Origin of the sequence: Streptomyces sp. NPDC048288 (assembly GCF_043201555.1) — a bacterium.
Lineage (GTDB): Bacteria > Actinomycetota > Actinomycetes > Streptomycetales > Streptomycetaceae > Streptomyces.
Window position 1 is genome coordinate 153,955 of record NZ_JBICZD010000005.1, and the last position, 25,439, is coordinate 179,393.

A 25,439-nucleotide genomic window follows, 5' to 3' on the forward strand; every position below is an offset into this window, starting at 1 on the left:
CCCCACCGATCCACGACGTTCTCCGAGGAGTGCACCGTGACCTCGACCAGCCTGCCGGACAGCCTGATCGCCACCCTCCCCGGGTCCGCCTACACGGATCCCGGGATCTTCGCCCAGGAGCAGGAGCGCATCTTCGAGACGATGTGGTTCTGCGTCGCCCGCGCCTCGGACCTGCCGAAGCCCGGCGCCTTCCGCACCGTCGACGTGGGCCGCGAGTCCATCCTCGTCACCCGGGCCCGGGACCGGTCGATCCGCGCCTACTTCAACGTCTGCCGGCACCGCGGCGCCAAGCTCTGCACCGAGGAGACCGGCGAGGTCAGGCGCGCCTTCCAGTGCCCGTACCACGCCTGGACCTACGACCTGGACGGCAAGCTGGTCGCGGCCCCCAACCTCACCAAGATGCCCGACGTCGGCCGCACCGAGTACGGCCTGGTGGGCGTGGCCGTGCGCGAGTGGCTCGGCTATGTGTGGGTGTGCCTCGCGGAGAACCCGCCGTCCTTCGAGGAGGACGTGATCGGTGCCGTGGTCGAGCGGCTGGGCGATGTGGCGTCGATCGAGCGCTACGGCGTCGACGACCTCTCCGTCGGCCGGCGGATCGTGTACGACGTGCGGGCGAACTGGAAGCTCATCATCGAGAACTTCATGGAGTGCTACCACTGCGCCACCATCCACCCCGAACTCACCGAGGTGCTCCCCGAGTTCGCCGACGGCTACGCGGCCCAGTACTACGTCGGCCACGGCGCGGAGTTCGGCGACGGCGTGCGGGGCTTCACCGTGGACGGCTCCGAGGGCCTCGACCGCATCCCCGGCGTCTCCGAGGACCAGGACCGGCGGTACTACGCGATCACCGTCAAACCGCAGGTGTTCATCAACCTGGTTCCGGACCATGTCATATTCCACCGGATGTACCCGGTCGCCGTCGACCGCACGATCGTCGAGTGCGACTGGCTCTACCTTCCGCACGTCGTGGAGAGCGGCAAGGACGTCAGCCGGTCCGTGGAGCTCTTCGACCGGGTCAACCGCCAGGACTTCGACGCCTGCGAGCGCACCCAGCCGGGGATGAGCTCACGGCTGTACGCCAAGGGCGGGGTGCTGGTGCCCAGCGAGCACCACATCGGCGCCTTCCACGACTGGGTGCACGAACGGCTCGGCACCCGGCAGCCGGAGTGACGCCCGTGGCCCGCGCGAGCGGCTGAACGCGGGCCCGACGGCGCTCGTCCCGCGGGCGCTCAGCCCAGGTACCCCATCCGGTGGCTGATCTCCTCCGCGCCCTTGACCAGCACCGGAGCCAGCTCGTGCATGCGCTCCTCGGTGAACCGGTAGGAGGGCCCGGAGGCGCTGATCGACGCGACGACCCGGCCCTCCCGGTCCCGGATCGGCGCGGCCATGGCATGCAGCCCGATCTCCAGCTCCTCCAGCGTCCAGGCGTACCCGCGCTCCCGGGCCTCGGCGAGGTTCTTCTCCAGCTTCGCCTTCGCGGAGATGGTGTGCGGGGTGAGCTTCTTCAGGCCGCCGTCCGCGATCAGCGCGGCCCGCTCCTTGGCGGGCAGGTGGGCCAGCATGATCTTGCCGCTGGAGGTCGCGTGCAGCGGGGTCAGCTGGCCGACCCAGTTGTGCGCGGTGACGGCGGCCGTGCCGCGCACCTGGTAGAGGTTGATCGCGTAGTGCTCCTGCATCACCGCGATGTTGACCGTCTCGCCGATCTCCTCGGCCAGCCGCTCGCACACCTGCCGGCCCTGCTGGGTGACGTCGATGCGTCCCGTCACCGCGCCCGCCAGGCGTACGATGCCGAAACCGAGCGCGTACTTGCCCCGCTCGCCCGCCTGCTCCACAAGGCCGCGCGCCTCCAGGGCGCCGAGCAGCCGGAACGCGGTCGACTTGTGAACATCGATCTCGGCGGCCACCTCGCTGACCCCCGCCTCGCCGCGCTGGGCCAGGATCTCCAGGACGCTGATGGCGCGGTCGACGGACTGCACGCCGCCAGAAGATGAGCCGTTCGTTTCGGAATCCGGACTGTAGTTGCTCATAGCGAAACTATACGCGCAGTAAACAACACCCTCCAAGTAACGCGGTGTGAACAAAGATCTTACAAGTTGCGTTGTTCGCAACCTGGTGCGTATAGCGATACCCGTACTAGCATTCCGCGCAATCGACGGCGCGAGCGAGACGAGGCACCATGGCTCCCTTGCAGTACGACTTCGTCATCGTCGGCGGCGGCTCGGCCGGCAGCGCACTGGCGAACCGGCTCTCGGCCGACCCCGGCAACCGGGTGCTCGTCCTGGAGGCGGGCCGCCCCGACTATCCCTGGGACGTCTTCATCCACATGCCCGCGGCGCTGACCTACCCCATCGGCAGCCGCTTCTACGACTGGAAGTACGAGTCCGAACCCGAGCCGCACATGGGCGGCCGCCGTGTCTACCACGCCCGCGGCAAGGTGCTCGGCGGCTCCAGCAGCATCAACGGCATGATCTTCCAGCGCGGCAACCCCATGGACTACGAGCGCTGGGCCGCCGACCCCGGCATGGAGACCTGGGACTACGCCCACTGCCTGCCGTACTTCCGCCGGATGGAGAACTGCCTCGCGGCCGACCCGGACGACGAGTTCCGCGGCCATGACGGCCCCCTGGTGCTGGAGCGCGGCCCGGCCACCAACCCGCTCTTCTCCGCCTTCCTGAAGGCCACCGAGGAGGCGGGCCACGCGCCCACCGACGACGTCAACGGCTACCGGCAGGAGGGCTTCGCCAAGTTCGACCGCAACGTCCACCGCGGCCGGCGCCTGTCGGCGTCCAAGGCGTACCTCAAGCCCGCCCGCAAGCGCCCCAACCTCACCGTGAAGACCCGCGCCCTGGTCACCCGCGTCCTCTTCGAGGGCAAGAAGGCCGTCGGCGTCGAGTACCGGCGCGGCAAGGGCGCCCTCCAGCAGGTCCGTGCCAAGGAGGTTGTCCTCTGCGGCGGCGCGATCAACTCCCCGCAGCTGCTCCAGCTCTCCGGCGTCGGCAACGCCGGGGAACTGCGGGCCCTCGGCATCGACGTCGTCCACGACCTGCCGGGCGTCGGCGAGAACCTCCAGGACCACCTGGAGGTGTACATCCAGTACGGCTGCAAGCAGCCCGTCTCCATGCAGCCGTACCTGGCGAAGTGGCGGGCCCCCTTCATCGGCCTGCAGTGGCTCTTCCGCAAGGGACCGGCCGCGACGAACCACTTCGAGGCCGGCGGCTTCTGCCGCAGCAACGAGGACGTGGCCTACCCCAACCTGATGTTCCACTTCCTGCCCATCGCGGTCCGCTACGACGGCTCGGTGCCCGCCGGCGGCCACGGCTACCAGGTCCATGTGGGCCCCATGTACTCGGACGCCCTCGGCTCGGTCAAGATCAAGAGCAAGGACCCGAGCGAACACCCGGCCCTGCGCTTCAACTACCTCTCCACCGAGCAGGACCGCCGCGAGTGGGTCGAGGCGATCAGGGTCGCCCGCGAGCTGCTCAACCAGCCCGCGCTCGCCCCCTACAACGACGGCGAGATCTCGCCCGGGCCGTCCGTGGCGACGGACGAGGAGATCCTCGACTGGGTCGCCAAGGACGGCGAGACCGCCCTGCACCCCTCCTGCACCTGCAGGATGGGCACCGACGAGATGTCCGTCGTCGACCCGGCGACCATGCGGGTGCACGGGGTGGAGGGCCTGCGGGTGGTGGACGCCTCGGTGATGCCGTACGTCACCAACGGCAACATCTACGCACCGGTGATGATGATCGCCGAGAAGGCCGCCGACCTGATCCTCGGCAAGGAGCCGCTGGAGCCCTCCAAGGCCGTCTACTACCGGCACGGCGACGCGCGGCAGCAGGCCGGCTGACCCGCCCCGGGGGCGCCGCTTTTCGCGGCCGAATCGGGATACGCGGAGCCCTTGACGGCTGTCCGTACATTCGGTCAGGGTGTTCCACCAAAAGCAATCCAATGCACAATGCGCAACGATTTCGGGCTCGAAGGGCGCGGCCGTGGCAGATCTGTATGTGGATGGAAAATGGCGCGCGGCGGTGGCCGGCGGCCACCGCGAGATCCGCTGTCCGGCGGACGGCACCCTCGTCGCGACGGTCAGCGAGGCGACCCGCGCGGACACCGAGGCGGCGATCACCGCGGCCCGGCGCGCCTTCGACGAGGGCCCCTGGCCGCACACCCCCGAACGCGAGCGCGGCGCCCTGCTCCTGCGCACCGCCGACATCATCGAGCGCGACGCCAAGGAGTTCGCCCGCGCCGAGTCCCTCGACACCGGCAAGCGCCTGGTGGAGAGCGAGTACGACATCGCCGACGTCGTCTCCTGCTTCCGCTACTACGGCGGTATCGCCGGCACCGACGCCGGCCGGGTGATCGACACCGGCCGTGCGGACGCCGTCAGCCGTGTCGTGTACGAGCCGGTCGGCGTGTGCGGACTGATCACGCCGTGGAACTACCCGCTGCTGCAGGCGAGTTGGAAGGTCGCGCCCGCCCTGGTCGCGGGCAACACGTTCGTCCTGAAGCCCAGCGAGCTCACCCCCTCCACTTCGATCCTGTTGCTGAAGGCGCTGGAGGAGGCGGGACTGCCGCCCGGGGTCGGCAACCTCGTGCTCGGCGCCGGACCCGAGGCCGGTGCCGCGCTCTCCGAGGATCCCGCCGTCGACCTGGTGTCCTTCACCGGTGGCCTGGAGACCGGCAAGCGGATCATGGCCACCGCCGCCGCCACCGTGAAGAAGGTCGCCCTCGAACTCGGCGGCAAGAACCCCAACGTGGTCTTCGCCGACGCCGACTTCGAGACCGCCGTCGACTTCGCGCTCACCGCCGTCTTCCTGCACTCCGGGCAGGTCTGCTCGGCCGGCGCCCGGCTGATCGTCGAGGACTCCATCCACGACGCCTTCGTCGACGAGGTGGTCCGCCGGGCGCGCCTCATCCGCCTCGGCGGTCCCTTCGACCCCGAGGCCGAGACCGGCGCGCTGATCTCCGCACAGCACCGCGAGAAGATCGAGGCCTACGTGGCCGCCGGGATCGCCGAGGGGGCCGTGCTGCGCTGCGGCGGTGCGCGCCCCGAGGACCCCGCGCTGGCGAACGGCTTCTACTACCCGCCCACCGTCCTCGACGAGTGCCGGCAGGACATGCGCGTGGTGCACGAGGAGTCCTTCGGGCCCGTGCTCACCGTCGAGCGCTTCCGGGACGAGGACGCCGCCGTCCGCATCGCCAACGACACGGAGTACGGCCTCGCCGGAGCCGTCTGGACCCAGGACGCCGGCAGGGCCCAGCGGGTCGCGCGCGGGCTGCGCCACGGCACCGTGTGGATCAACGACTACCACCCCTATGTGCCGCAAGCGGAATGGGGTGGTTTCGGGCACTCGGGTGTGGGCCGTGAGCTGGGACCGACCGGCCTGGACGAGTACCGAGAGCCCAAGCATGTCTGGCAGAACATCCAACCCGGGCCGCAGCACTGGTTCCGCGGCTGACGCCGAAGAGAGGCCGATCATGACCCCAGCCCAGACCGAGGTGTCGCAGCGGCGCGGCACGTCCCAGGACCCCGAGGATCGGACCCCGGTCATCTCCGTGCGCCGGCTGTGGAAGGTGTTCGGGCCGAAGGCCGACGAGGTGCCGGGCTCCGAGGAGTTGTGCGGGCTCACCCGCCGCGAGCTGATGGACCGCACCGGCTGCACCGCCGCCGTCCGCGATGTGAACTTCGAGGTGTCCAACGGCGAGGTCTTCGTCGTCATGGGCCTGTCCGGCTCCGGCAAGTCCACCCTGGTGCGATGTCTGACCCGGCTGATCGAACCCACCGCCGGCGAGATCGTCTTCGAGGGCGAGGACATCCGCGGCGCCGACGCCCGGCGGCTGCGGGAGCTGCGGCGCAGCAAGTTCTCCATGGTCTTCCAGCACTTCGGGCTGCTGCCGCACCGCAAGGTCGTCGACAACGTGGCGTTCGGCCTGGAGATCCGCGGCATGAGCCGGGCCGACCGGATGAAACGCGCGATGGAGACCGTCGAACTCGTGGGCCTCGCGGGCTACGAGAACTCCTACCCCGACCAGCTCTCCGGCGGTATGCAGCAGCGCGTCGGCCTCGCCCGCGCCCTCGCCGGCGACCCCGACGTCCTCTTCTTCGACGAGCCGTTCTCCGCGCTCGACCCGCTGATCCGCCGGGACATGCAGAGCGAGGTCATCCGCCTGCACCACGAGGTCGGCAAGACCATGGTCTTCATCACCCACGACCTCTCCGAGGCCCTCAAGCTGGGCGACCGCATCCTGATCATGCGGGACGGCAAGATGGTCCAGTGCGGCACCGGTGACGAACTGGTCGGCGCCCCGGCCGACGACTACGTACGGGACTTCGTGAAGGACGTGCCGCGCGGGGACGTCCTCACCCTGCGCTGGATCATGCGCCCGCCCGCCGACGGCGACGAGCTGGACGGCCCCGAGCTGGGCCCGGACGTCGTGGTCCGCGAGGCCACCCGGGCGGTGCTCGCGGCCGAGAAACCGGTCAAGGTCGTCGAGAACGGCAAGCTGCTCGGCATCGTCGGCGACGAGGAGATCCTCGCCGTGGTCGCCGGGCAGGAGGGCGGCGCCTGATGGCCGCCGTCGCCGACGCGACCGCGCCGGTCGCGACGCTGCGCAAGAAGGTCAGCCGCCCGATGGCGGTGGCGGCGATCGTGCTCGTCTGGCTGGTGCTCTTCGCCGCGCTGCGCGGCCGGCAGACCCTGACACTGGCCGCCGCCGACCTCACCGGTCTGCACCGCTGGCTGAACGACGTCAACGACAGCATCGGCGCCAACCGCAACTCCAACCCGGTCTTCCTGTACTTCTTCAACGAGATCCGGCTGGTCATCGACAACCTGGTCACCTTCGTCCAGTCGCTGATCTCCCAGCCCACCGACGGCCGCCCGGTCCCGCAGATCGGCTGGCTCGGCGTCGTCGGCATCACCGGCTACGTCTCCTGGGCCGTGGGCAACTGGCGGGTCGCCCTGCTGGCCGTCGCCGGTTTCACCTTCTTCGGGCTCCAGGGCCTGTGGCAGGAGAGCATGGACACCCTGGCGCTGACCCTGTCGGCGGTCCTGGTGGCCCTGCTCATCGGCATCCCGCTCGGCGTGTGGGCGGGGCTCTCCGACCGGGTCAACCGGATCATGACGCCCTTCCTGGACTTCATGCAGACGATGCCGACCTTCGTCTACCTCGCCCCGCTGACCCTGATCTTCCTGATCGGCGGCGCCTCCGCCGTGATCACCACGGTCATCTACGCGGCCCCGCCCGCCATCCGCATCACCGCGTACGCCATCCGGTCGGTCCCCGAGACCACCGTCGAGGCGGCCGACTCACTCGGCGCCACCCGCGCGCAGCAACTGGTGAAGGTGCTGCTGCCGATGTCGAGGCGCACGGTCGTGGTGGGCGTCAACCAGACCATCATGGCCGCCCTGGCCATGGTCACCATCGCGGCCCTGATCGACGCGCCGGGCCTCGGCAAGACCGTCGTGCAGGCGCTCCAGTCGCTCGACGTCGGCACCGCCTTCAACGCCGGCCTCGCCATCGTCGTCATGGCCATCGTGCTCGACCGGGTGACCACCGCGGCGGCCGTCCGGACCGAGACCCGCCGCACGGACGGACGGTTCCTCAAGTGGCGCCGCCCGCTGCTGGGAGCGGGCGGAGTCGCCGCCGCCGTCCTGGTCTACCTCTCCCACACCTACGTCTGGGCGGCCGAGTTCCCCGGCGACGGCACCGTCGGCAGCCACATCGCGAGCGCCGCCGACACCACGTCCACCTGGCTGCAGGACCATCTCTACGGCCTCACCAACGCCCTGCGGGACGCCGTCACCAACGGCCTGCTCAACCCCTTCCAGACCCTGCTCACCGACTCCCCGTGGTGGCTGGTCGGCGCCGTCCTGGTCGCGCTCGGCGCGGTCCTCGGCGGCTGGCGGGCCGGGGTGACGGCGGGCGCCTGCGTCGGGCTGCTGGTCGGCACCGGACTCTGGTCGGACAGCATGACCACCCTCGCCTCGACCGTCGTGGCCACCCTCCTGACGATGCTGGCCGGTGTCGTCTTCGGCGTGTGGATGGGCCGCAGCACGCTGGCGGACCGGCTGATCCGGCCCACCCTGGACGCCGCGCAGGTCATGCCGCCGTTCGTCTACCTCGTACCGTTCCTGGCGCTCTTCGGTGCCACCCGCTTCACGGCGATCATCGCGGGCGTCGTCTACGCGGCACCCGTGGCGATCAAGATCATCGCGGACGGGGTGCGGAACGTGTCCGAGTCCACCGTGGAGGCGGCCACCTCGGCCGGGTGCAACACCTGGCAGATCATCACCAAGGTCCAACTGCCGATGGCACGCGGCGCCCTGACCCTCGCGACCAACCAGGGCCTGATCTACGTGCTGTCGATGGTTGTGCTGGGCGGCCTGGTAGGGGCGGGCGCCCTCGGCTACGACGTCGTGGCCGGTTTCTCGCAGAGCGAGCTGTACGGCAAGGGGCTGGCGGCAGGGCTCGCCATCGTACTGCTCGGAGTCATGTTCGACCGGATCACTCAGGCTGCGGCACGACGCACCAGGGCATAAGGAGCTCGACACCATGGCACAACACTGGCGAGCCGGCGCGGCCGGCCTGGCCGTCCTCGGCCTCACCCTCACCGCCTGCGGCGGGGCGAAGGTCGGCGACAGCAGTTCCGCCGGCTCGAAGTCCTCGGACGGCAAGTGCGGCACCTTCAACCTGGCCGTCAACCCCTGGGTGGGCTACGAGGCGGACGCGGCGGTCGTCGCGTACGTGGCGCAGCACGAACTCGGCTGTACGGTCACCAAGAAGGACCTCAAGGAGGAGATCGCCTGGCAGGGCTTCGGGACCGGCGAGGTCGACGCCGTCCTGGAGAACTGGGGCCACGACGACCTGAAGAAGAAGTACATCACCGGGCAGAAGACGGCCGTCGAGGCCGGTTCGACCGGCAACAAGGGCATCATCGGCTGGTACGTGCCGCCGTGGCTGGCCAAGGCGCACCCCGACATCCTCGACTGGAAGAACCTCAACAAGTACGCGTCCGAGTTCAAGACGTCCGAGTCGGGCGGCAAGGGCCAGCTCCTCGACGGCGACCCGTCGTACGTCACCAATGACGCGGCCCTGGTGAAGAACCTGAAGCTGGACTTCAAGGTGGTGTACGCGGGCAGTGAGACCGCGCTCATCCAGGCCTTCAGAACGGCCGAGAAGAACAAGCAGTGGCTCATCGGCTACTTCTACGAACCGCAGTGGTTCCTGTCCGAGGTGCCCCTGAAGAAGGTCTCCCTGCCGGCGTACACGACGGGCTGCGACGCCGACGCGGCCAAGGTCGCCTGCGACTACCCCGTATACGACCTCGACAAGATCGTCAGCGCGAGCTTCGCCAAGTCGGGCAGCCCGGCCTACGACCTGGTGAAGAAGTTCAACTGGACCAACGACGACCAGAACACCGTGGCCAAGTACATCGCGGTGGACAAGATGTCGGACGACGCGGCGGCCAAGAAGTGGGTCGACGCCAACCCCGACAAGGTCAAGGCCTGGCTGAAGTAGCGGGGTCGCAGGTCGCGGGAAGGCCGGTCCGGGACGCCCGGCGGGCGGTGCGCAGCTGTGCGCGCCGCCCGCCGGGCGTTGCCGTTTTCCGGGCTGCTCGGCGGCCCGTTCCCCGACGTCACCGGACCCCTTGACACCCCTCCTCGGCGACGGGCACATTGAGTTGCGCAACCTGAATCACGTTGCGCACAAAGCAACTGCACCGGTCTCAAGTTCGGAGGTTGGGCGATGGCGGGACCCCGAGTGGTCATCATCGGAGCGGGCGTCGTGGGGGCGGCCCTCGCGGACGAGATCTCCGCACGCGGCTGGACCGAGGTGACCGTGGTGGACCAGGGCCCCCTCCCGGCGACCGGGGGCTCCTCCTCGCACGCGCCGGGCCTGGTGTTCCAGACGAACCCCTCGAAGACCATGACGGAGCTGGCCCGCTACACCGTCGAGAAGTTCTGCTCCCTCGACGTCGACGGCAAGCCCTGCTTCCTCCAGGTCGGCGGCCTCGAAGTGGCCACCACCCCCGAACGCCTCGCCGAACTCCACCGCCGGCACGGCTGGATCACCGCCTGGGGCATCGAGGCACGCCTGCTGACCCCCGACGAGTGCGTCGAGCAGCACCCGCTGGTCAACCGCGACCGGGTCCTCGGCGGCCTCCTGGTCCCCACCGACGGCCTCGCCAAGGCCGTCCTCGCCGTCGAGGCCCAGATCCGCCGGGCCACCGAGCGCGGAGTCGCCTTCCTGCCCCGCCACGAGGTACTGGACGTGCTCCAGGCCGACGGCAGGGTGACGGGCGTCCGCACCGACCAGGGCGACCTGGCAGCCGACATCGTCGTGTGCTGCGCCGGCATCTGGGGCCCGAGGATCGCCCGCATGGTCGGCATGAACCTCCCGCTCACCCCGCTCGGCCACCAGCTCGCCTGGACCGGCCCGGTCCCCGCGCTCGCCGGGCAGACCGAGGAGGCCGTCCGCCCGATCCTGCGCCACCAGGACGCCGACCTCTACTACCGCGACCGCTTCGACGGCCTCGGCATCGGCTACTACGGCCACCGTCCCATGCCGATCTCCGCCGACGACATCCTCTCCGTCGACGAGGCCGACCAGATGCCCTCCGTCCTCAAGTTCACCGAGGAGGACTTCGAGGACGCCTGGACCGAGACCCGGTCCCTCCTACCCGCCACCCGCGAGGCCAAGGTCGAGGAGGGCATCAACGGCCTCTTCTCCTTCACCACCGACGGCTACCCGCTGCTCGGCGAGTCCCCGGACGTCCAGGGCTTCTGGGTCGCCGAGGCCGTCTGGGTCACGCACTCCGCGGGCGTCGGCCGCGCGGTCGCCGAATGGCTGGTCGACGGCCACTGCTCGTCCTTCGACCTGCACGAGTGCGACGTCAACCGCTTCGAACCGCACCAGCTGGCCCCGGAGTACGTCCTCGCCCGCGACTGCCAGAACTTCGTCGAGGTCTACGACATCCTCCACCCCCTCCAGCCGTCCGGGAAGCCGCGCCCGATCCGCACCAGCCCCTTCCACGCCCGCCAGCAGGAACACGGTGCGTTCTTCCTGGAGGCGAACGGCTGGGAGCGGCCCCAGTGGTACGAGGCCAACGCGGGCCTGCTCGAAGGCCGTTCGATCCCCACCCCCAACGACTGGGCCGCCCGCTACTGGTCCCCGATCGTCGGCGCCGAGGCCCAGGTCACCCGCGAGACCGTCGCGATGTACGACATGACCGCCCTCAAGCGCCTGGAGGTGAGCGGCCCCGGCGCCGCCGACTTCCTGGAGGGCCTGGTCACCGGCAAGGTCGCCAAGTCCGTCGGCTCGGTGACCTACACGCTGCTCCTCGACCACGACGGCGGCATTCGCAGCGACATCACCGTCGCCCGCCTCGCCCGCGACCTCTTCCAGGTCGGCGCCAACGGCAACCTCGACCTCGACTGGTTCGCGCGGCGCCTGCCCGCCGACGGCACGGTCCAGGTCCGCGACATCACCCCGGGCACCTGCTGCATCGGCCTGTGGGGGCCCCTCGCCCGCGAGGTCCTCCAGCCGCTCACCGACGAGGACTTCTCCAACGAGGGACTCAAGTACTTCCGCGCCAAGCGCGCCTACATCGGCTCGGTGCCGGTCACCGCGATGCGGCTGTCGTACGTCGGTGAACTCGGCTGGGAGCTGTACACGACCGCCGACCAGGGCGCGAAACTCTGGGACACGCTGTGGCAGGCGGTGGAGCCGCTCGGCGGCATCGTCGCCGGACGCGGCGCCTTCAACAGCCTCCGCCTGGAGAAGGGTTACCGCTCCTTCGGCACCGACATGACCTACGAGCACGATCCCTACGAGGCCGGCGTCGGCTTCGCCGTCAAGCTCGACAAGGGCGACTTCGTCGGGAAGACGGCACTGGAGCGGCGCAAGGGGGAGGTGCGGCGGCGGTTGAGCTGCCTGACGATCGAGGACCCGGCGGCCGTCGTGATGGGCAAGGAACCGGTGTACGACGGGGAGCGGGCGGTCGGGTACGTCACGAGCGCCGCGTACGGCTACACGGTTGGGAAGGGCATCGCGTACGCGTGGTTGCCGGTGGAGTCGGCGGTGCCGGGGACGGTGGTGCAGATCGGTTACTTCGATCAGCGGGTGGAGGCGGTTGTCGCTGAGGAGCCTTTGTTCGATCCGTCGATGTCCCGGCTGCGGGGGTGAGTTGTCGGGTGCGGGTGGGGTGTGGCTGGTCGCGCAGTTCCCCGCGCCCCCGACGGGGCGCTGTGGCTCGGTCTCTTGGAAGGAGGGCCGTCGGTGAGTGCACAAGTGCTGGACGGGAAGGTCACTGCTGCCGCCATTCGGCGTGAACTTGCTGAGCGGGTGGCCAAGTTGACTGCTTCCGGCGGTCGTGCGCCGGGGCTCGGTACCGTGCTTGTAGGGGACGACCCGGGCAGCCATGCCTACGTCGCGGGCAAGCATCGGGACTGCGCGCAGGTCGGTATCGCCTCCTTGCGTCGGGAACTGCCCGCCGATGCCTCGCAACAGCAGGTCGAGGAAGTCGTCGACGAGCTCAACGCGGACCCGGCCTGCACCGGCTACATCGTCCAACTGCCGCTCCCGCGCCACCTGGACGCCAACGCCGTGCTGGAGCGGATGGACCCGGCCAAGGACGCCGACGGACTGCACCCCGTCAACCTCGGCCGGCTGGTCCTGGGCGTCGAGGCGCCCCTGCCCTGCACCCCGCGCGGCATCGTCGAACTGCTCCGTCGGCACGAGGTGCCGATCGCCGGGGCGCGGGTCTGTGTGATCGGGCGCGGTATCACCGTGGGGCGGCCGATCGGGCTGCTGCTCACCCGGCGCTCCGAGAACGCGACCGTCACCCTGTGCCACACCGGGACCAAGGGGCTGGCCTGGCACGTGCGGGAGGCGGACATCGTGGTCGCGGCGGCCGGTTCGCCCGGGCTGATCACCAAGGACATGCTGCGGCCCGGGGCGGCCGTCCTGGACGTCGGTATCACCCGTACCGAGCACGGCCTCGCGGGTGACGTCCACCCGGAGGCCGCCCAGGTCGCCGGGTGGCTCGCGCCGATGCCCGGGGGAGTGGGGCCCATGACGCGGGCGATGCTGCTCGCCAACGTCGTCGAGGCCGCGGAGCGGAACGCGGGCCCCGTCTGAGCGCGTAGGACACAGCGGGCCGGCACCCACCAGGGTGCCGGCCCGCTGTTCGTGCGGTCAGCGGAAGACGACCGTGCAGCGGCCGTTGACCAGCACCCGGCTCTCGCTGTGCCAGCGCACGGCGCGGGCGAGCACCTGGGCCTCCACGTCACGTCCCAGGGCGACCAGTTCGTCGGGCGCGTGCGAGTGGGTCACGCGGACGACGTCCTGTTCGATGATCGGGCCCTCGTCGAGGTCGGGCGTCACGTAGTGCGCGGTGGCGCCGACCAGTTTGACGCCACGCCGGTGTGCCTGGACGTAGGGCCGGGCGCCCTTGAAGCTCGGCAGGAAGGAGTGGTGGATGTTGATGGCCCGGCCGTCGAGCTGTTTGCACAGGTCGTCGGAGAGGATCTGCATGTACCGGGCGAGCACCACCAGGTCGACGTCGAGTTCGTCGACCAGCCGCAGCAGCCGGGCCTCCGCGTCCGCCTTGGTGTCGGGGGTCACCGGGATGTGGTGGAAGGGGATGCCGTAGGTCCGGGCCAGTGACTCGAAGTCGCGGTGGTTGGAGACGATCGCCGGGATCTCGATGTTGAGCGCGCCCGTGGACCTGCGGAAGAGCAGGTCGTTGAGGCAGTGGCCGAACTTCGACACCATGATCAGGGTGCGGGTCGGGGTCGACGCGTCGTTGAGTCGCCAGGTGATCCCGTGCGCCTCGGCGACCGGCAGGAAGCCGGTGCGCAGGTCCTCCAGCGAGACCGCGCCGTCGGGGACGTCGAAGTGCACCCGCATGAAGAAGCGGTCCTGCGGCCGGTCGTCGAACTGCTGGCTCTCCAGGATGTTGCCGGAGTGCTCGACCAGGAAGCCGGTGACGGCGTGGACCAGACCGGCCCGGTCGGGACACGAAAGGGTGAGGACGAACTCGCGGCCGGGCTGCGGTCGAGGAGACATGACACCCTCCAGGATGCGCATCGCGCAACGATATGAGTGATGCGCAACATGGTCCAGCCAAGTCGGCTCGCGGGTCAAGAGGGAGTGTTCTTCTTGACGCATCGTTTTGTGCGATACGCAACAAGGGGGGTGGCCCTCCGGGAAGGCGGCCTTGTCAGCGGCCCGGGTGGCGGGGGTCGGCGAGTCGGCTCAGGTGTGCCGTGCGGGATTCGGCCGTCTGTCCCTGGACCAGCAGGAACAGGCCCTCCCTGGCCAGGCGTTGGGCGCGGTGGTCCAGGGACATCGCCCGGCCGCCTCCCGACACCACGGCCGCCGTGGTCGCCGTACGCATCAGCGTGAAGGCCTCCGCCCGCAGCGCCAGCCGCTCCTCCGCGTGCTCGTGCGGCACCGGGTGGTCGGCCAGGGCGTAGGCGCGGCGCCGGATCTCCTCCAGCCGGGTCCGCAGGCCGGCCGCGTACTCCTCCGCCACCAGGGCCAGTGCGGCCGTCGTGATCCCGAAGACCGCCGGATTGGCGTTGAGGGTCTTGAGGCGGTCCGGAGCCGCCCAGTCCGCGTACGGCAGCCGGAGCGCCACGTCCGCCTCGGGCACCCACAGGCCGTCCAGGCCCAGGGACACCGTCCTGGACGCGGTGAGCGCCGCCAGCCGCATCGGCTCCGAGGGGCGCAGCCCCGGCTGCTCCCTGGCCTCGACGAAGGCGAACAGGGCCTCGTCGTCCTCGGTCACCCCGGCCAGCAGCATCACGTCGTTCAGACCCCAGCCGGTGTACCAGGGCACGGTGCCGGAGAAGCGCCGGCCGTCGGCCTCGCGCCGGACCCGCACGGGAACCCGCGGGTACGACCGCAGATGCGCGTACGCCACCCCCGACAGCAGCTCACCGCGGGCCAGCGGGCCCAACAGGCGGTCCCGCACCGGCAGTGCGGTCTTCGCCAGGGTCAGCACCGGCGTGTGGTGCTGCGTCTGCACGAACCAGGTCGAGCAGCACGCCCCGGCCAGGATCTCCGCCGTCTCGCGGACCACGGCCGCCGGCGCCGCCGAACCGCCGTAGGCCACCGGCGCGCTCACCCCGAGCAGGCCCGAGCGCCTGATCGCCTCGATGTGGCTCGCGGGGACGCCCTCCTGGTCGACCCGCTCCGCCGCGGGGGCCAGCAGGCCGTCGGCGAGTTCCCGGGCGCGGACGACGAGCGGATGTGCGGCGACGGTCATGGACAAGATTCTTTCGGTTTCCCGGCGTGAGGTGTCGATCCGGGGGACTGCCGTTCGTGTAGAAGGCGAGAACATCCCGAAACGACCTGGGAGAACCCCATGAAGCACTACCTGCTCAGCGTGGTCCAGCCGGCCGACGGCACCCCGCCCTCGCCCGACGCGCTCGCCGCGATCATGCGTGACGTCGAGGCGTTCAACGACGAGCTGCGCGCCGCCGGCGCCTGGGTCTTCGCGGACGGCCTGCACGGCCCGGAGACCGCCACCGTGCTGCGGCCCGAGGACGGCGACGTGCTGATCACCGACGGCCCCTACGCCGAGGGCAAGGAGTACCTGGGCGGGATCTGCCTGATCCGCGCGGAGGACCTGGACTCCGCCCTGGAGTGGGGCCGCAAGTGCGCCCTCGCCACCACCCTCCCCATCGAGGTGCGGCCCTTCATGGGCCGGCACTGATGGCGGACGCCGCCGATGTCGAGGCCGCCTTCCGTGCCGAGTACGGGCGCGCGGTCTCGGTCCTCGTCCGCTTCCTCGGCGACATCGATCTCGCCGAGGAAGCGGTCCAGGACGCCTTCACCACGGCGCTCGACAGCTGGCCGGAGAAAGGGGTGCCGCCGAGCCCGGCCGGCTGGATCATCACCACCGCCCGCAATCGCGCGCTCGACCGGCTGCGCCGCGAGTCCTCCCGGGACGCCCGGCACACCGAGGCCGCCCGGCTGCTCGCCCCCGACGCACCGGCCGAGGAGGGCCCCGTGCGCGACGAACGGCTCCGGCTGATCTTCACCTGCTGCCACCCCGCCCTCGCCCTCCGGTCCCGGGTCGCCCTGACCCTGCGCCTGCTGGGCGGACTGAGCACCGCCCGGATCGCCCGCGCCTTCCTGGTCCCTGAGCCCACCCTGGCCCAGCGCCTGGTGCGCGCCAAGGCCAAGATCCGCGACGCGGGCATCCCCTACCGGGTGCCGAGGGACGCCGACCTGCCCGACCGGCTGAACGGGGTGCTCGCCGTCGTCTACCTCGTCTTCAACGAGGGGTACGGCGGTGATCCCGCGCTGTGCGCCGAAGCCGTACGCCTGGGGCGGCTGCTGTACGAGCTGATGCCGGACGAGCCGGAGGCCGCCGGGCTGCTCGCGCTGATGCTGCTCGTGGAGGCCCGGCGGCCCGCCCGGGAGCCGGCGGACGGCGAGCTGGTGCCGCTGCCCGAGCAGGACCGCGGGCGGTGGGACCGGGAGCTGATCGGGGAGGGCCAGGACCTGGTCCGGCGGTGCCTGCGGCGCAACCGGCCGGGGCCGTACCAGATCCAGGCCGCGATCAACGCCGTGCACAGCGACGCGCCCACGGCCGAGGCCACCGACTGGGGGCAGATCCTGCGGCTGTACGACCGGCTCATGGCCGTCGCCCCGAGTCCGGTCGTCGCCCTCAACCGGGCGGTCGCGGTGGCCGAGGTGGAGAGCCCGGGCGAGGCGCTGGCGCTGGTCGACGCGTTGGACCTGGACGGGTATCACGTGCTGCACGCGGTCCGCGCCGACCTGCTGCGCCGGCTCGGCAGGACCGGTGAGGCGGTGGCGGCGTACGACGCGGCGATCGCGCTCACCGGCAGCCTGCCCGAACGGGTGCACCTCGCGCGGCGGCGGGACGAACTCACCGGCTGAGCAGGTGTGACCTTCGTCAACCGTGGGAGTTTCGGGCCACCGGAATTTACTTCGGCCCCTGAATGGTTGCAATATACATCTGACTGTTGAGACCCCAGCCGGGCCGTCGGGCCCGCGTGCACCACCAGCGAGGCATCCGTGAACCAGTCCCTCCCCGAGCAGCCCGCCGACGTCGTCGCCAGGCTGCGCGCCACCTTCCGCACCGGCCGCACCAAGCCGGTCGAGTGGCGCACCGACCAGCTGCGCCGGCTGCGCGCCATGCTCACCGAGGGCGGTGCGGACCTGGCCGCGGCCCTCCACGCCGACCTGGGCAAGAGCACCGCCGAGGCCTACCGCACGGAGATCGACTTCACGATCCGGGAGATCGACCACACCCTCGACCACCTGGCCGAGTGGCTGCGCCCCGAGCCCGCCCCCGTCCCGGCTCACCTGGGCGGCGACGCGAGCGCCTGGACGCAGTACGACCCGCTCGGCGTCGTCCTCGTCATCGCCCCCTGGAACTACCCGGCCCAGCTGCTGCTCGCGCCGCTGGCCGGCGCCCTGGCGGCCGGCAACGCGGTCGTCGCCAAGCCCAGCGAGCTGGCCCCGGCCACCTCCGCCGCCCTGGCCCGGCTGCTCCCGGCCCACCTCGACCCGGACGCGGTCGCCGTCGTCGAGGGCGGGGTCCCGGAGACCACGGCCCTGCTCGCCGAGCGCTTCGACCACATCTTCTACACCGGCAACGGCGTGGTCGGCCGTATCGTGATGCGCGCCGCCGCCGAGCACCTCACCCCGGTCGCCCTCGAACTCGGCGGCAAGTCCCCGGCGTTCGTCGACCGCGACACCGACCTCGCGGTGGTCGCCGACCGGCTGGCGCGCGGCAAGTTCCTGAACGCGGGGCAGACCTGCGTGGCCCCCGACTACGTCCTCACCGACCCCGGGACGGCCGCCGCCCTCGAACCCGCCCTGGCCAAGGCCGTCCAGGCGCTGTACGGCGCCGAGCCGAAGGAGTCCGGCGAGTACGGCCGGATCGTCAACGAGCGCCACTTCGACCGGCTCGGTTCACTGCTCGGCTCGGGCCGGGTGGTGGTCGGCGGCGACACCGACCGCGCCGCCAAGTACATCGCGCCCACCGTGCTCGCCGACGTCGACCCGGAGTCCCCGGTGATGCGGGAGGAGATCTTCGGCCCGGTCCTGCCGATCGTCACCGTCCCGGACCTGGACGGCGCGATCGGGTTCGTCAACGACCGCGACAAGCCCCTCGCGCTCTACGTCTTCACCGAGTCCGACGCCACCCGGGAGCGGTTCGCCGCCGAGACCTCCTCCGGCGGCCTCGGCTACGGCCTCCCGGTCGCCCATCTCACCGTCTCCGACCTGCCGTTCGGCGGGGTGGGGGAGAGCGGCATGGGCAGCTACCACGGCCGCTACTCCATCGAGACGTTCAGCCACCGCAAGGCGGTCCTCGCCAAGCCGCTGAGCTGATCCGCCGATTCCCTCCGGGCCCGGCCGCGTACCGACGCGGCCGGGCCCGAGCGCTGCCGTTCCCGGCGGCGCCGAATGCCCGACTTCCTGGTTTCCGGGCGCAATTGCGGAAACCACCGGGCGGAGACCGCTCCTGGCTTGACTGGTCTACACCCTTGACTGGTACAGACCAAAGCAGTTGAGTGGGCCTCACACCCCCCACCGCGGCCGCTCCCCCTTCGAGGGGTGCGGCCGTGCTCCGCAAAGGAGTTGATCCGTGTGAGGCGTCGCATCGCCGCACTCCTGACCTCGCTGGCCATAGGAAGCTCCGCCCTGGTGTTCCAGGCGGCCCCCTCGGCCTCCGCGGTCGGCTTCGTCGTCAGCGAGGCGCAGTTCAACCAGATGTTCCCGAACCGGAATTCGTTCTACAGCTACAGCGGTCTCACCGCCGCGCTCAGCGCCTACCCGGCGTTCGCCAACACCGGCAGTGACACCGTCAAGAAGCAGGAGGCCGCCGCCTTCCTCGCCAACGTCAGCCACGAGACCGGCGGACTGGTCTACATCGTCGAGCAGAACACCGCCAACTACTCGCACTACTGCGACTGGAGCCAGTCCTACGGCTGCCCCGCGGGCCAGTCCGCCTACTACGGGCGCGGCCCCATCCAGCTCAGCTGGAACTTCAACTACAAGGCCGCGGGCGACGCGCTCGGCATCGACCTCCTCAACAACCCCTGGCAAGTCCAGAACAACTCCGCCGTGGCCTGGAAGACCGGGCTGTGGTACTGGAACACCCAGAAGGGTCCCGGCACCATGACCGGCCACAACGCCATGGTCAACCAGGCCGGCTTCGGGCAGACCATCCGCTCCATCAACGGCTCCCTGGAGTGCGACGGCAAGAACCCGGCGCAGGTGCAGAGCCGGGTCAGCGCCTACCAGAAGTTCACGCAGATCCTCGGTGTCGCGGCCGGAAACAACCTGTATTGCTGACCCCCTTGTCAGGGGCCGTGTGCCAGACTCCGTCGATGACCTCCGAAACGATCACCGCGGACGCCTCCGGCACCTGGAAACTGGGCGACCTGCCCGTCCACCGCCTCGGCTTCGGCGCGATGCGGCTGACGGGCAGCGCCGCCTTCCACCACGGCACCCCGAGCGACCGCGCCCGCTCGGTCGCCGTACTGCGCAAGGCCGTCGAACTCGGTGTGAACCACATCGACACGGCGGCCTTCTACTTCTCCGCGCTGCGCTCCGCCAACGAACTCATCAACACCGCCCTCTCCCCGTACCCCGCCGACCTCGTCGTCGTCACCAAGGTCGGCCCCTTCCGCGACTACTCCGGCGAATGGAACACCTCCGCCCGCCCCGACCAGCTGCGCGGCCATGTCGAGGAGAACCTGCGCCAGCTCGGCCGCGACCACATCGACGTGGTCAACCTGCGCCGCATGGGCCAGGACTCGATCGCCGAGCACTTCGGCGCCCTCGCCGAACTCCGCGAGGCGGGCCTGGTCCGGCACCTCGGCGTCTCCGACGTCGAACCGCGCCATCTGGACGAGGCGCTCGCCATCGCCCCCGTGGTGTGCGTGCAGAACCGCTGGGGCCTGGACATGCGGGATCCGGCCACCGACGAGTTGGTCCGCCTCTGCGGCGACCGGGGCATCGCCTTCGTGCCGTTCTTCGCCGTCGCGGGCGAGTCCGGGGCGCACGGCGCCACCGAGGACCACGACGAGGCCGTCCTCGCCGTCGCCCGCGCGCACGACGCCAGTCCCGCCCAGATCCGCCTGGCCTGGACCCTGCACCAGGGCCCGCACGTCCTCGCCATCCCCGGTACCGGAAACCCGGACCACCTCGCCGAGAACGTGGCCGCCGGCGCCCTCCGGTTCACCGAGGAGGAGCTGGCCCGGCTCGACGCCCTGCACACCGGTGCCGCCTGACCCGCGAGGGAGATTTCCTCCGTCCGCCGCGGCGGTCCTCCTCATAATGGGCTCAAGGGTGGTGGCCGCCGCAGTGTTGACTACACTGCCGTAGACGGTCTGCCGGACTGTGGACGACGAAGGGGTGAGGAATCTTCCATGGCCGACGCGAAGGACGAACGCCGGCCCGCCGGCGAACTCGAGGCGAGCGTCATGGCGGCTCTCTGGGCCGCGGGCGCGCCTCAGACCCCCGGCCAGGTGCAGCGCAGCCTCGGCACCGACCTGGCCCGTACGACGGTGACGACGATCCTGACCCGGCTGCACGACAAGGGCGTGGTCGACCGGCACCGCCAGGGGCGCGGGTTCGCCTACGTCCCCGTCCAGGACGCCCAGGGCCTCACCGCGAAGCGGATGCACACCGAACTCGACCGGGACGCCGACCGGGAGACCGTGCTCGCCCGGTTCGTCGCCCAGCTCAGCCCCGACGACGAGCGGGTGCTCCGCCATCTGCTCGAAGCCGACGAGCAGTCCGGTGGACGATGATCGCCCTGCTGATCCTGCCCCTGCTCGTGCCGTTCGCCCTGCCGGCACTGGCCCGGCGGGCGCTCGACCGGCTGTCGCCCGCCGCCGCGCTCTGGACGGTCACCGGCTCGGCCGTCGCCCTCGCGGGCTGCTCCCTGGCGGCGCTCGGCGCGTTCGTCCTCACCGGGCTGCTGAGACTGCCGTTCTTCGCCTCGCTCGGTGAGCTGATCCAGCCGCTGCGCTTCGGCTCCGACCGCCTGGTGCTGCCGCTGGCGGCCGTCTCGGCCGGCGCCGTCGCGCTGGGCACCCGGCGCCTGGTGCGGACGGTGCTCCACCAGGCCCGTGCCTTCCGCGCGGCCCGCGCGGAGGCCGGGCGGGCCGCCGCGGGCGACCTGTGCGTCGTCGACTCGCCGTGTCCGGACGCGTACGCGCTGCCGGGCCGGCCGCACCGGATCGTGGTCACCACCGGGATGCTGCGCAGCCTCGACGGGGCCGAGCGGGAGGCGCTGTTCGCGCACGAGCGGGCGCACAACGCCGGCGGGCACCACTTCTTCCTCGCGGTGGCCGAGTTCGCTGCGCACTGTCATCCGGCGCTGCGGCGGGTCCGGGACGTCGTCCTGCTGGCCGTGGAACGGGTCGCGGACGAGGCCGCGGCGCGTGCCGTGGGGGACCGGCGGCTGACCGCCCGCGCGATCGCACGGGCCGCGCTGGCGCGGCAGGGCGGGGGTGCGGAGCGGCCGGCGTTCGTGCCGGGGGTCGCGTCGGGGCCGGTGCCGCAGCGGGTCGAGGCGCTGCTGGCGCCGCAGGGGCGGCGGCGGGCCGGGGGGTGGGTCGCGGTGCTGCTGGTGGCCGGTGTCGGGCTGTCCTGCGCGGCGTCGGTGACCGGGATGGCCGACTTTCACCATCGGGTGGAGGTCGCTCAGGGGGAAGCGGAGCGGTAGGGCGGGCGGCCGGTGGTCGGGTGCGGGATTCGTCGTGGCTGGTCGCGCAGTTCCCCGCGCCCCTGACGGGGCGCTTTGGGCGTCGCCTCTTGAAGAGTCACCCCCGGAAAAGCGGAACTGGCGTCCGTCAAGTTTTACGTATAACCTCTCCCGCTAACCGCTCCACCGAAAGGCCCCCCATGCGACGCGTCGCCCTGGTCACCCTTGTCGTCGGCGACTACGACGAGGCGATCCGCTTCTACACCGAGGCCCTCGGGTTCCGGCTCGTCGAGGACGCGCCGCGCCCGGACGGGTCCCGCTGGGTCGTCGTGGAGCCGGGGGCGGAGGGAGCCGCCGGTACCGGACTGCTGCTCGCCCGCGCCAAGGACGAGGAGCAGCGCGCCCGGGTCGGCGACCAGACCGGCGGGCGTGTCGGGTTCTTCCTGCACACCGACGACTTCGCCCGCGACCACGCCCGGATGGCCGCCGCCGGCGTGACCTTCCTGGAGGAGCCGCGGCACGAGCCGTACGGCACCGTCGCCGTCTTCCAGGACCTCTACGGCAACCGCTGGGACCTGCTCCAGCCCGCCGCCTGACCTGACCGATCACCCCGAACCACCTGCCGAGGAAAGCCCCGCCATGACCGCTACGCGCGTAGATGCTGCTGTGATCCGTCGCCTCCCCAAGGCCGTCCTGCACGACCACCTCGACGGCGGCCTGCGCCCCGCCACCCTCGTCGAGCTGGCGGCGGAGGTCGGTCACACCCTGCCCACCACCGACCCCGACGAGCTGGCCGCCTGGTACTTCGAGGCCGCCAACTCCGGCGACCTGGTCCGCTACATAGCCACCTTCGAGCACACCCTCGCCGTGATGCAGAGCAAAGAGGGGCTGCGACGCGTCGCCGAGGAGTACGTCCTCGACCTGGCCGCCGACGGTGTGGTGTACGGCGAGGTGCGGTACGCGCCGGAGCTGAACGTCAACGGCGGGCTGACGCTCAACGAGGTCGTGGAGAGCGTGCAGGAGGGGCTCGCCGCCGGTATGGCGAAGGCCGCTGCCGCCGGCACGCCGATCCGCGTCGGCACTCTGCTCTGCGGCATGCGGATGTTCGACCGCGTCCGCGAGGCCGCCGAGCTGGCCGTCGCCTACCGGGACGCGGGCGTCGTCGGCTTCGACATCGCCGGCGCCGAGGCCGGATTCCCGGCCGTCGACCACCTGGACGCCTTCCAGCTGCTGCGCGGCGAGAACGTGCCCTTCACCATCCACGCCGGCGAGGCGTTCGGGCTGCCCAGCATCCACCAGGCGATCCAGGACTGCGGCGCCCAGCGCATCGGGCACGGCGTCCGGATCACCGAGGACATCGTCGACGGCAAGCTCGGCCGCCTCGCGAGCTGGGTGCGCGACCGCCGGATCGCCCTGGAGATGTGCCCCACCTCCAACCTCCAGACCGGCTGCGCCACCTCGATCGCCGAGCACCCGATCACCGCGCTGAAGGAGCTGGGCTTCCGGGTCACCCTGAACACCGACAACCGGCTGGTCTCCGGCACCACGATGACCCGGGAGATGTCCCTGCTGGTCGAGGAGGCCGGCTGGGGCGTCGAGGACCTGCGCACGGTCACGGTGAACGCCCTGAAGAGCGCGTTCATCCCGTTCGACGAGCGCAAGGCCCTCATCGAGGACGTCGTCCTGCCGGGTTACGCCGCCGCGCTCTGAAGCAGTCCCCGCAGGTAGGCGGCCTGTCCGACGTGCTGCAGATCGTCGGACAGGACGCTCACCAGCCGTACGCCCAGCGTGACCGGCGGATCCCAGCGGACGTCCACGATCCGTTCGAGGTCCGTCGCGGGGAGGTCATGGAGCATCCGCAGGGTCTGCTCGTGCACCGCGTCGTAGTAGCCGGTCAGCAGGTCGCCGGAGTCCACCGTGACCTTCGCGACCTGCGCGTCCGTGTGGCCGTACCCGTGGTCATGGGGCGGCAGGTCGAGGCCGAAGCGCTTCTCCCAGCCCTGGGTGAGCCACACCTGGTCCAGGTCGAAGGCGTCGGCGATGTGGTCGTCCTGGATCCGGGTGAGGTGCCAGACCAGCCAGGTGACGGAGTTGGCGTCGGGGGCCGGGCGCCGGTTGAGCAGTTCGGGGTCGAGGCCGTCGAGGGCGGCATGGACTTCTTCCTGGATGCGGCCGAAGCCGTCGATGAGGATGTCCCTTGCATGCATGCGACCACGATCGCGCATCCCCGGCCGTCATGCGTCCGGAATCCAGCTTCCGTGGAAGCCCAGCGGCACCCGGCCGGGGAGATGGATCCGGGCGACCGGCGCGCCGGTGAAGTCCTGCGCGGCGAGGATCACCAGGTCGGCGGCGCCCCGGTCGGGGTCGTGGACATAGGCGAGGGTGTACCCGTCGTCCTCCTGGGCCGCGTGTTCGCGCGGTACGAACACCGCCTCGCCCGCCGCGGCGCCCCTCGGCAGCCGGTGCACCTGGGCCGTGCCGCGGGCGAGGTCGTGCTTGAAGAGGGCGTCGGAGAACGCGCGGTCCGGAGGGTTGCCGTCGCCCGCGAGATAGGCGACGGACATCTCGGCGGCGGCCGCCGAGTAGCCGTAGCGGTGCCGGTGGGACACCAGCTCCTCGTTGACGCGCGGGAACTCCTGCGGCCGGTCGTCCAGGGTGCGCCGGCGGACCCGCCCGTGGCGCAGGTCGACCGTCCAGCGCTCCAGCCTCGCGGTGCCCACCGCGTGCGGTCCGTCGGTGGTCGGGCCCGCGACGTCGAACGGCGCCGGATACGTCGTCAGGTCGATCACCACGGACGCCCCCTCGTCGTACGCGTTGAGCGTGTGCGAGTAGAACACCGGATCGACGTCGAACCAGCGGACCGCGCCCCCGCCCCGGGGCATCACACCCACCCGCGCCGGGTGCTCGCGGTTCCAGACGTACGGCACCGGGGCGCCGCGCTCGGCGGCCGCCGGGTCGAAGGTGACCGGGACGTCGAAGACCACCACATGCCTCTCGGTGAGCGCGAAGTCGTGCATCATCGGCGCGTCGGCGACCGGGATCCGGGTGGTGCGGGCGAGCCGGCCGTCCGGGCCGACGACCAGGTGCCGGACGTGGTCCCAGGTCGGGTAGTAGGTGATCGCGTGCAGCTCGTCGGTGCGCGCGTCGTACTTGGTGTGCGCGGTGAACGCGCCCTCCAGGGTGCCCCGGAAGTCGTGGGTGCCCACGGTGTTGAGCTCGCCGTCGAGCTCGTACGGCAGCGGGCCGCTCTCCTGCAGCGCGAGGATCCGCCCCCGGTACGGGACGACATGCGTGTTGCAGGCGAAGTCGTCCGGCGGGACCGGGCGCGGGTAGGACTCCCCGAGCTTCGCGGCCACCTGGGAGGAGCGCACCCAGCGGTTTCGGTACCACTCGGCACGGCCGTCCCGCAGCCGCACCCCGTGCACCATGCCGTCGCCCAGCATCCAGTGGTGGGCGCGCGGATCCTCCAGGCCGAGGACGTTCGGGCCGTTGCGCAAGTAGCGCCCGTTCAGCTCGTGCGGGATGCGGCCGGTGACCGGCAGGTCGAAGGCCGTGAGTTCCTCGGTGACCGGGGCGAACGCGCCCTCCAGGAAGGGGTGGAGGCGCTCTGCCGGTTCTGCCGCCGCTGCCGGCCGGGTCGCCGCTCCCGTCAGCGCGCTTGCCGCCGCGATGCCCGCCGCCCCGCGCAGCACCGTACGCCGTGTGTGTTCCGCCATCTCCGCACTCCCCG

General features: G+C 71.1%; 21 protein-coding genes and 1 pseudogene. 17 read left to right on the forward strand and 5 right to left on the reverse strand.

Going from position 1 to position 25,439, the window contains the following annotated elements; all coding sequences use genetic code 11:
* The first annotated feature begins 36 nt into the window (after positions 1-36).
* Positions 37-1,170, forward strand: coding sequence for an aromatic ring-hydroxylating dioxygenase subunit alpha (locus ACGFZS_RS19445; protein WP_393796140.1), 1,134 nt, complete (start codon positions 37-39; stop codon positions 1,168-1,170).
* Positions 1,171-1,229: 59 nt separating this feature from the next.
* Here the strand turns inward: ACGFZS_RS19445 and ACGFZS_RS19450 are convergent, their stop codons facing one another.
* Positions 1,230-2,027: an IclR family transcriptional regulator gene (locus tag ACGFZS_RS19450; protein ID WP_355728474.1), complete on the reverse strand. Its 798-nt coding sequence runs from the start codon at positions 2,025-2,027 to the stop codon at positions 1,230-1,232.
* 149 nt (positions 2,028-2,176) lie between these two features.
* On the opposite strand from ACGFZS_RS19450, the gene betA reads away from it, so the two are divergent.
* The 7 genes from betA to ACGFZS_RS19485 all read left to right on the forward strand — a co-directional run bounded on the left by betA (position 2,177) and on the right by ACGFZS_RS19485 (position 13,143).
* The gene (gene betA / locus ACGFZS_RS19455) at positions 2,177-3,847 is read left to right on the forward strand and encodes a choline dehydrogenase (protein ID WP_393796141.1); all 1,671 of its coding nucleotides are present in this window, start codon (positions 2,177-2,179) and stop codon (positions 3,845-3,847) included.
* 142 nt (positions 3,848-3,989) lie between these two features.
* Positions 3,990-5,459: an aldehyde dehydrogenase family protein gene (locus ACGFZS_RS19460; RefSeq protein ID WP_393796142.1), complete on the forward strand. Its 1,470-nt coding sequence runs from the start codon at positions 3,990-3,992 to the stop codon at positions 5,457-5,459.
* Positions 5,460-5,478: 19 nt separating this feature from the next.
* Positions 5,479-6,570, forward strand: coding sequence for a glycine betaine/L-proline ABC transporter ATP-binding protein (locus ACGFZS_RS19465; protein ID WP_355728466.1), 1,092 nt, complete (start codon positions 5,479-5,481; stop codon positions 6,568-6,570).
* Entirely contained in the window at positions 6,570-8,543 is a 1,974-nt protein-coding gene (locus ACGFZS_RS19470; RefSeq protein WP_393796143.1) for an ABC transporter permease, read from the forward strand. Before ACGFZS_RS19465 ends, ACGFZS_RS19470 begins: the two co-directional genes overlap by 1 nt.
* Before the next feature lie 13 nt (positions 8,544-8,556).
* Complete coding sequence (locus tag ACGFZS_RS19475) at positions 8,557-9,522, forward strand: ABC transporter substrate-binding protein (protein ID WP_393796144.1); 966 nt, start codon at positions 8,557-8,559, stop codon at positions 9,520-9,522.
* Positions 9,523-9,750: 228 nt separating this feature from the next.
* Entirely contained in the window at positions 9,751-12,189 is a 2,439-nt protein-coding gene (locus ACGFZS_RS19480; protein WP_393796145.1) for an FAD-dependent oxidoreductase, read from the forward strand.
* 93 nt (positions 12,190-12,282) lie between these two features.
* A complete protein-coding gene (locus ACGFZS_RS19485) occupies positions 12,283-13,143 on the forward strand; it encodes a bifunctional methylenetetrahydrofolate dehydrogenase/methenyltetrahydrofolate cyclohydrolase (RefSeq protein ID WP_393796146.1) in 861 nt (286 codons plus the stop codon).
* A 57-nt stretch (positions 13,144-13,200) separates the two neighbouring features.
* Here ACGFZS_RS19485 and purU read toward each other — a convergent pair whose 3' ends face one another.
* Both purU and ACGFZS_RS19495 read right to left on the reverse strand, forming a co-directional pair.
* Positions 13,201-14,073 carry a formyltetrahydrofolate deformylase gene (gene purU, locus ACGFZS_RS19490; protein WP_393796568.1) on the reverse strand — a complete coding sequence of 291 codons (873 nt, stop codon included), beginning with the start codon at positions 14,071-14,073 and terminating at the stop codon, positions 13,201-13,203.
* A 154-nt stretch (positions 14,074-14,227) separates the two neighbouring features.
* Positions 14,228-15,277: an acyl-CoA dehydrogenase family protein gene (locus tag ACGFZS_RS19495; protein WP_393796147.1), complete on the reverse strand. Its 1,050-nt coding sequence runs from the start codon at positions 15,275-15,277 to the stop codon at positions 14,228-14,230.
* A 99-nt stretch (positions 15,278-15,376) separates the two neighbouring features.
* On the opposite strand from ACGFZS_RS19495, the gene ACGFZS_RS19500 reads away from it, so the two are divergent.
* The 9 genes and pseudogenes from ACGFZS_RS19500 to ACGFZS_RS19540 all read left to right on the forward strand — a co-directional run bounded on the left by ACGFZS_RS19500 (position 15,377) and on the right by ACGFZS_RS19540 (position 23,419).
* On the forward strand, positions 15,377-15,727 hold the full coding sequence (locus ACGFZS_RS19500) for a YciI family protein (RefSeq protein ID WP_393796148.1): 351 nt from the start codon (positions 15,377-15,379) through the stop codon (positions 15,725-15,727).
* The gene (locus ACGFZS_RS19505; RefSeq protein ID WP_393796149.1) at positions 15,727-16,920 is read left to right on the forward strand and encodes an RNA polymerase sigma factor; all 1,194 of its coding nucleotides are present in this window, start codon (positions 15,727-15,729) and stop codon (positions 16,918-16,920) included. The genes ACGFZS_RS19500 and ACGFZS_RS19505 overlap by 1 nt, the downstream gene beginning before the upstream one ends.
* 123 nt (positions 16,921-17,043) lie before the next feature.
* Positions 17,044-18,381: pseudogene (locus ACGFZS_RS19510) on the forward strand (aldehyde dehydrogenase family protein); the annotation flags it as partial.
* Between the two features lie 282 nt (positions 18,382-18,663).
* Positions 18,664-19,347, forward strand: a complete 684-nt coding sequence (locus tag ACGFZS_RS19515; protein WP_393796569.1) for a chitinase — start codon at positions 18,664-18,666, stop codon at positions 19,345-19,347.
* A gap of 35 nt (positions 19,348-19,382) precedes the next feature.
* A complete protein-coding gene (locus ACGFZS_RS19520) occupies positions 19,383-20,288 on the forward strand; it encodes an aldo/keto reductase (protein WP_365690816.1) in 906 nt (301 codons plus the stop codon).
* 138 nt (positions 20,289-20,426) lie between these two features.
* Positions 20,427-20,810 (forward strand): BlaI/MecI/CopY family transcriptional regulator, encoded by a 384-nt coding sequence (locus ACGFZS_RS19525; RefSeq protein WP_393666597.1) that lies wholly within the window; start codon positions 20,427-20,429, stop codon positions 20,808-20,810.
* Complete coding sequence (locus ACGFZS_RS19530) at positions 20,807-21,730, forward strand: M56 family metallopeptidase (RefSeq protein WP_393796150.1); 924 nt, start codon at positions 20,807-20,809, stop codon at positions 21,728-21,730. Before ACGFZS_RS19525 ends, ACGFZS_RS19530 begins: the two co-directional genes overlap by 4 nt.
* Positions 21,731-21,909: 179 nt before the next feature.
* Positions 21,910-22,305: a VOC family protein gene (locus ACGFZS_RS19535; RefSeq protein WP_393796151.1), complete on the forward strand. Its 396-nt coding sequence runs from the start codon at positions 21,910-21,912 to the stop codon at positions 22,303-22,305.
* A gap of 43 nt (positions 22,306-22,348) precedes the next feature.
* Positions 22,349-23,419 (forward strand): adenosine deaminase, encoded by a 1,071-nt coding sequence (locus ACGFZS_RS19540; protein WP_393796152.1) that lies wholly within the window; start codon positions 22,349-22,351, stop codon positions 23,417-23,419.
* Here ACGFZS_RS19540 and ACGFZS_RS19545 read toward each other — a convergent pair.
* Positions 23,401-23,916 carry a DUF664 domain-containing protein gene (locus ACGFZS_RS19545; RefSeq protein ID WP_393796153.1) on the reverse strand — a complete coding sequence of 172 codons (516 nt, stop codon included), beginning with the start codon at positions 23,914-23,916 and terminating at the stop codon, positions 23,401-23,403. The two genes, ACGFZS_RS19540 and ACGFZS_RS19545, sit on opposite strands and share 19 nt — an antisense overlap.
* Positions 23,917-23,943: 27 nt before the next feature.
* Positions 23,944-25,425, reverse strand: a complete 1,482-nt coding sequence (locus ACGFZS_RS19550; RefSeq protein WP_393796154.1) for a carotenoid oxygenase family protein — start codon at positions 25,423-25,425, stop codon at positions 23,944-23,946.
* Between the last annotated feature and the right edge of the window lie 14 nt (positions 25,426-25,439).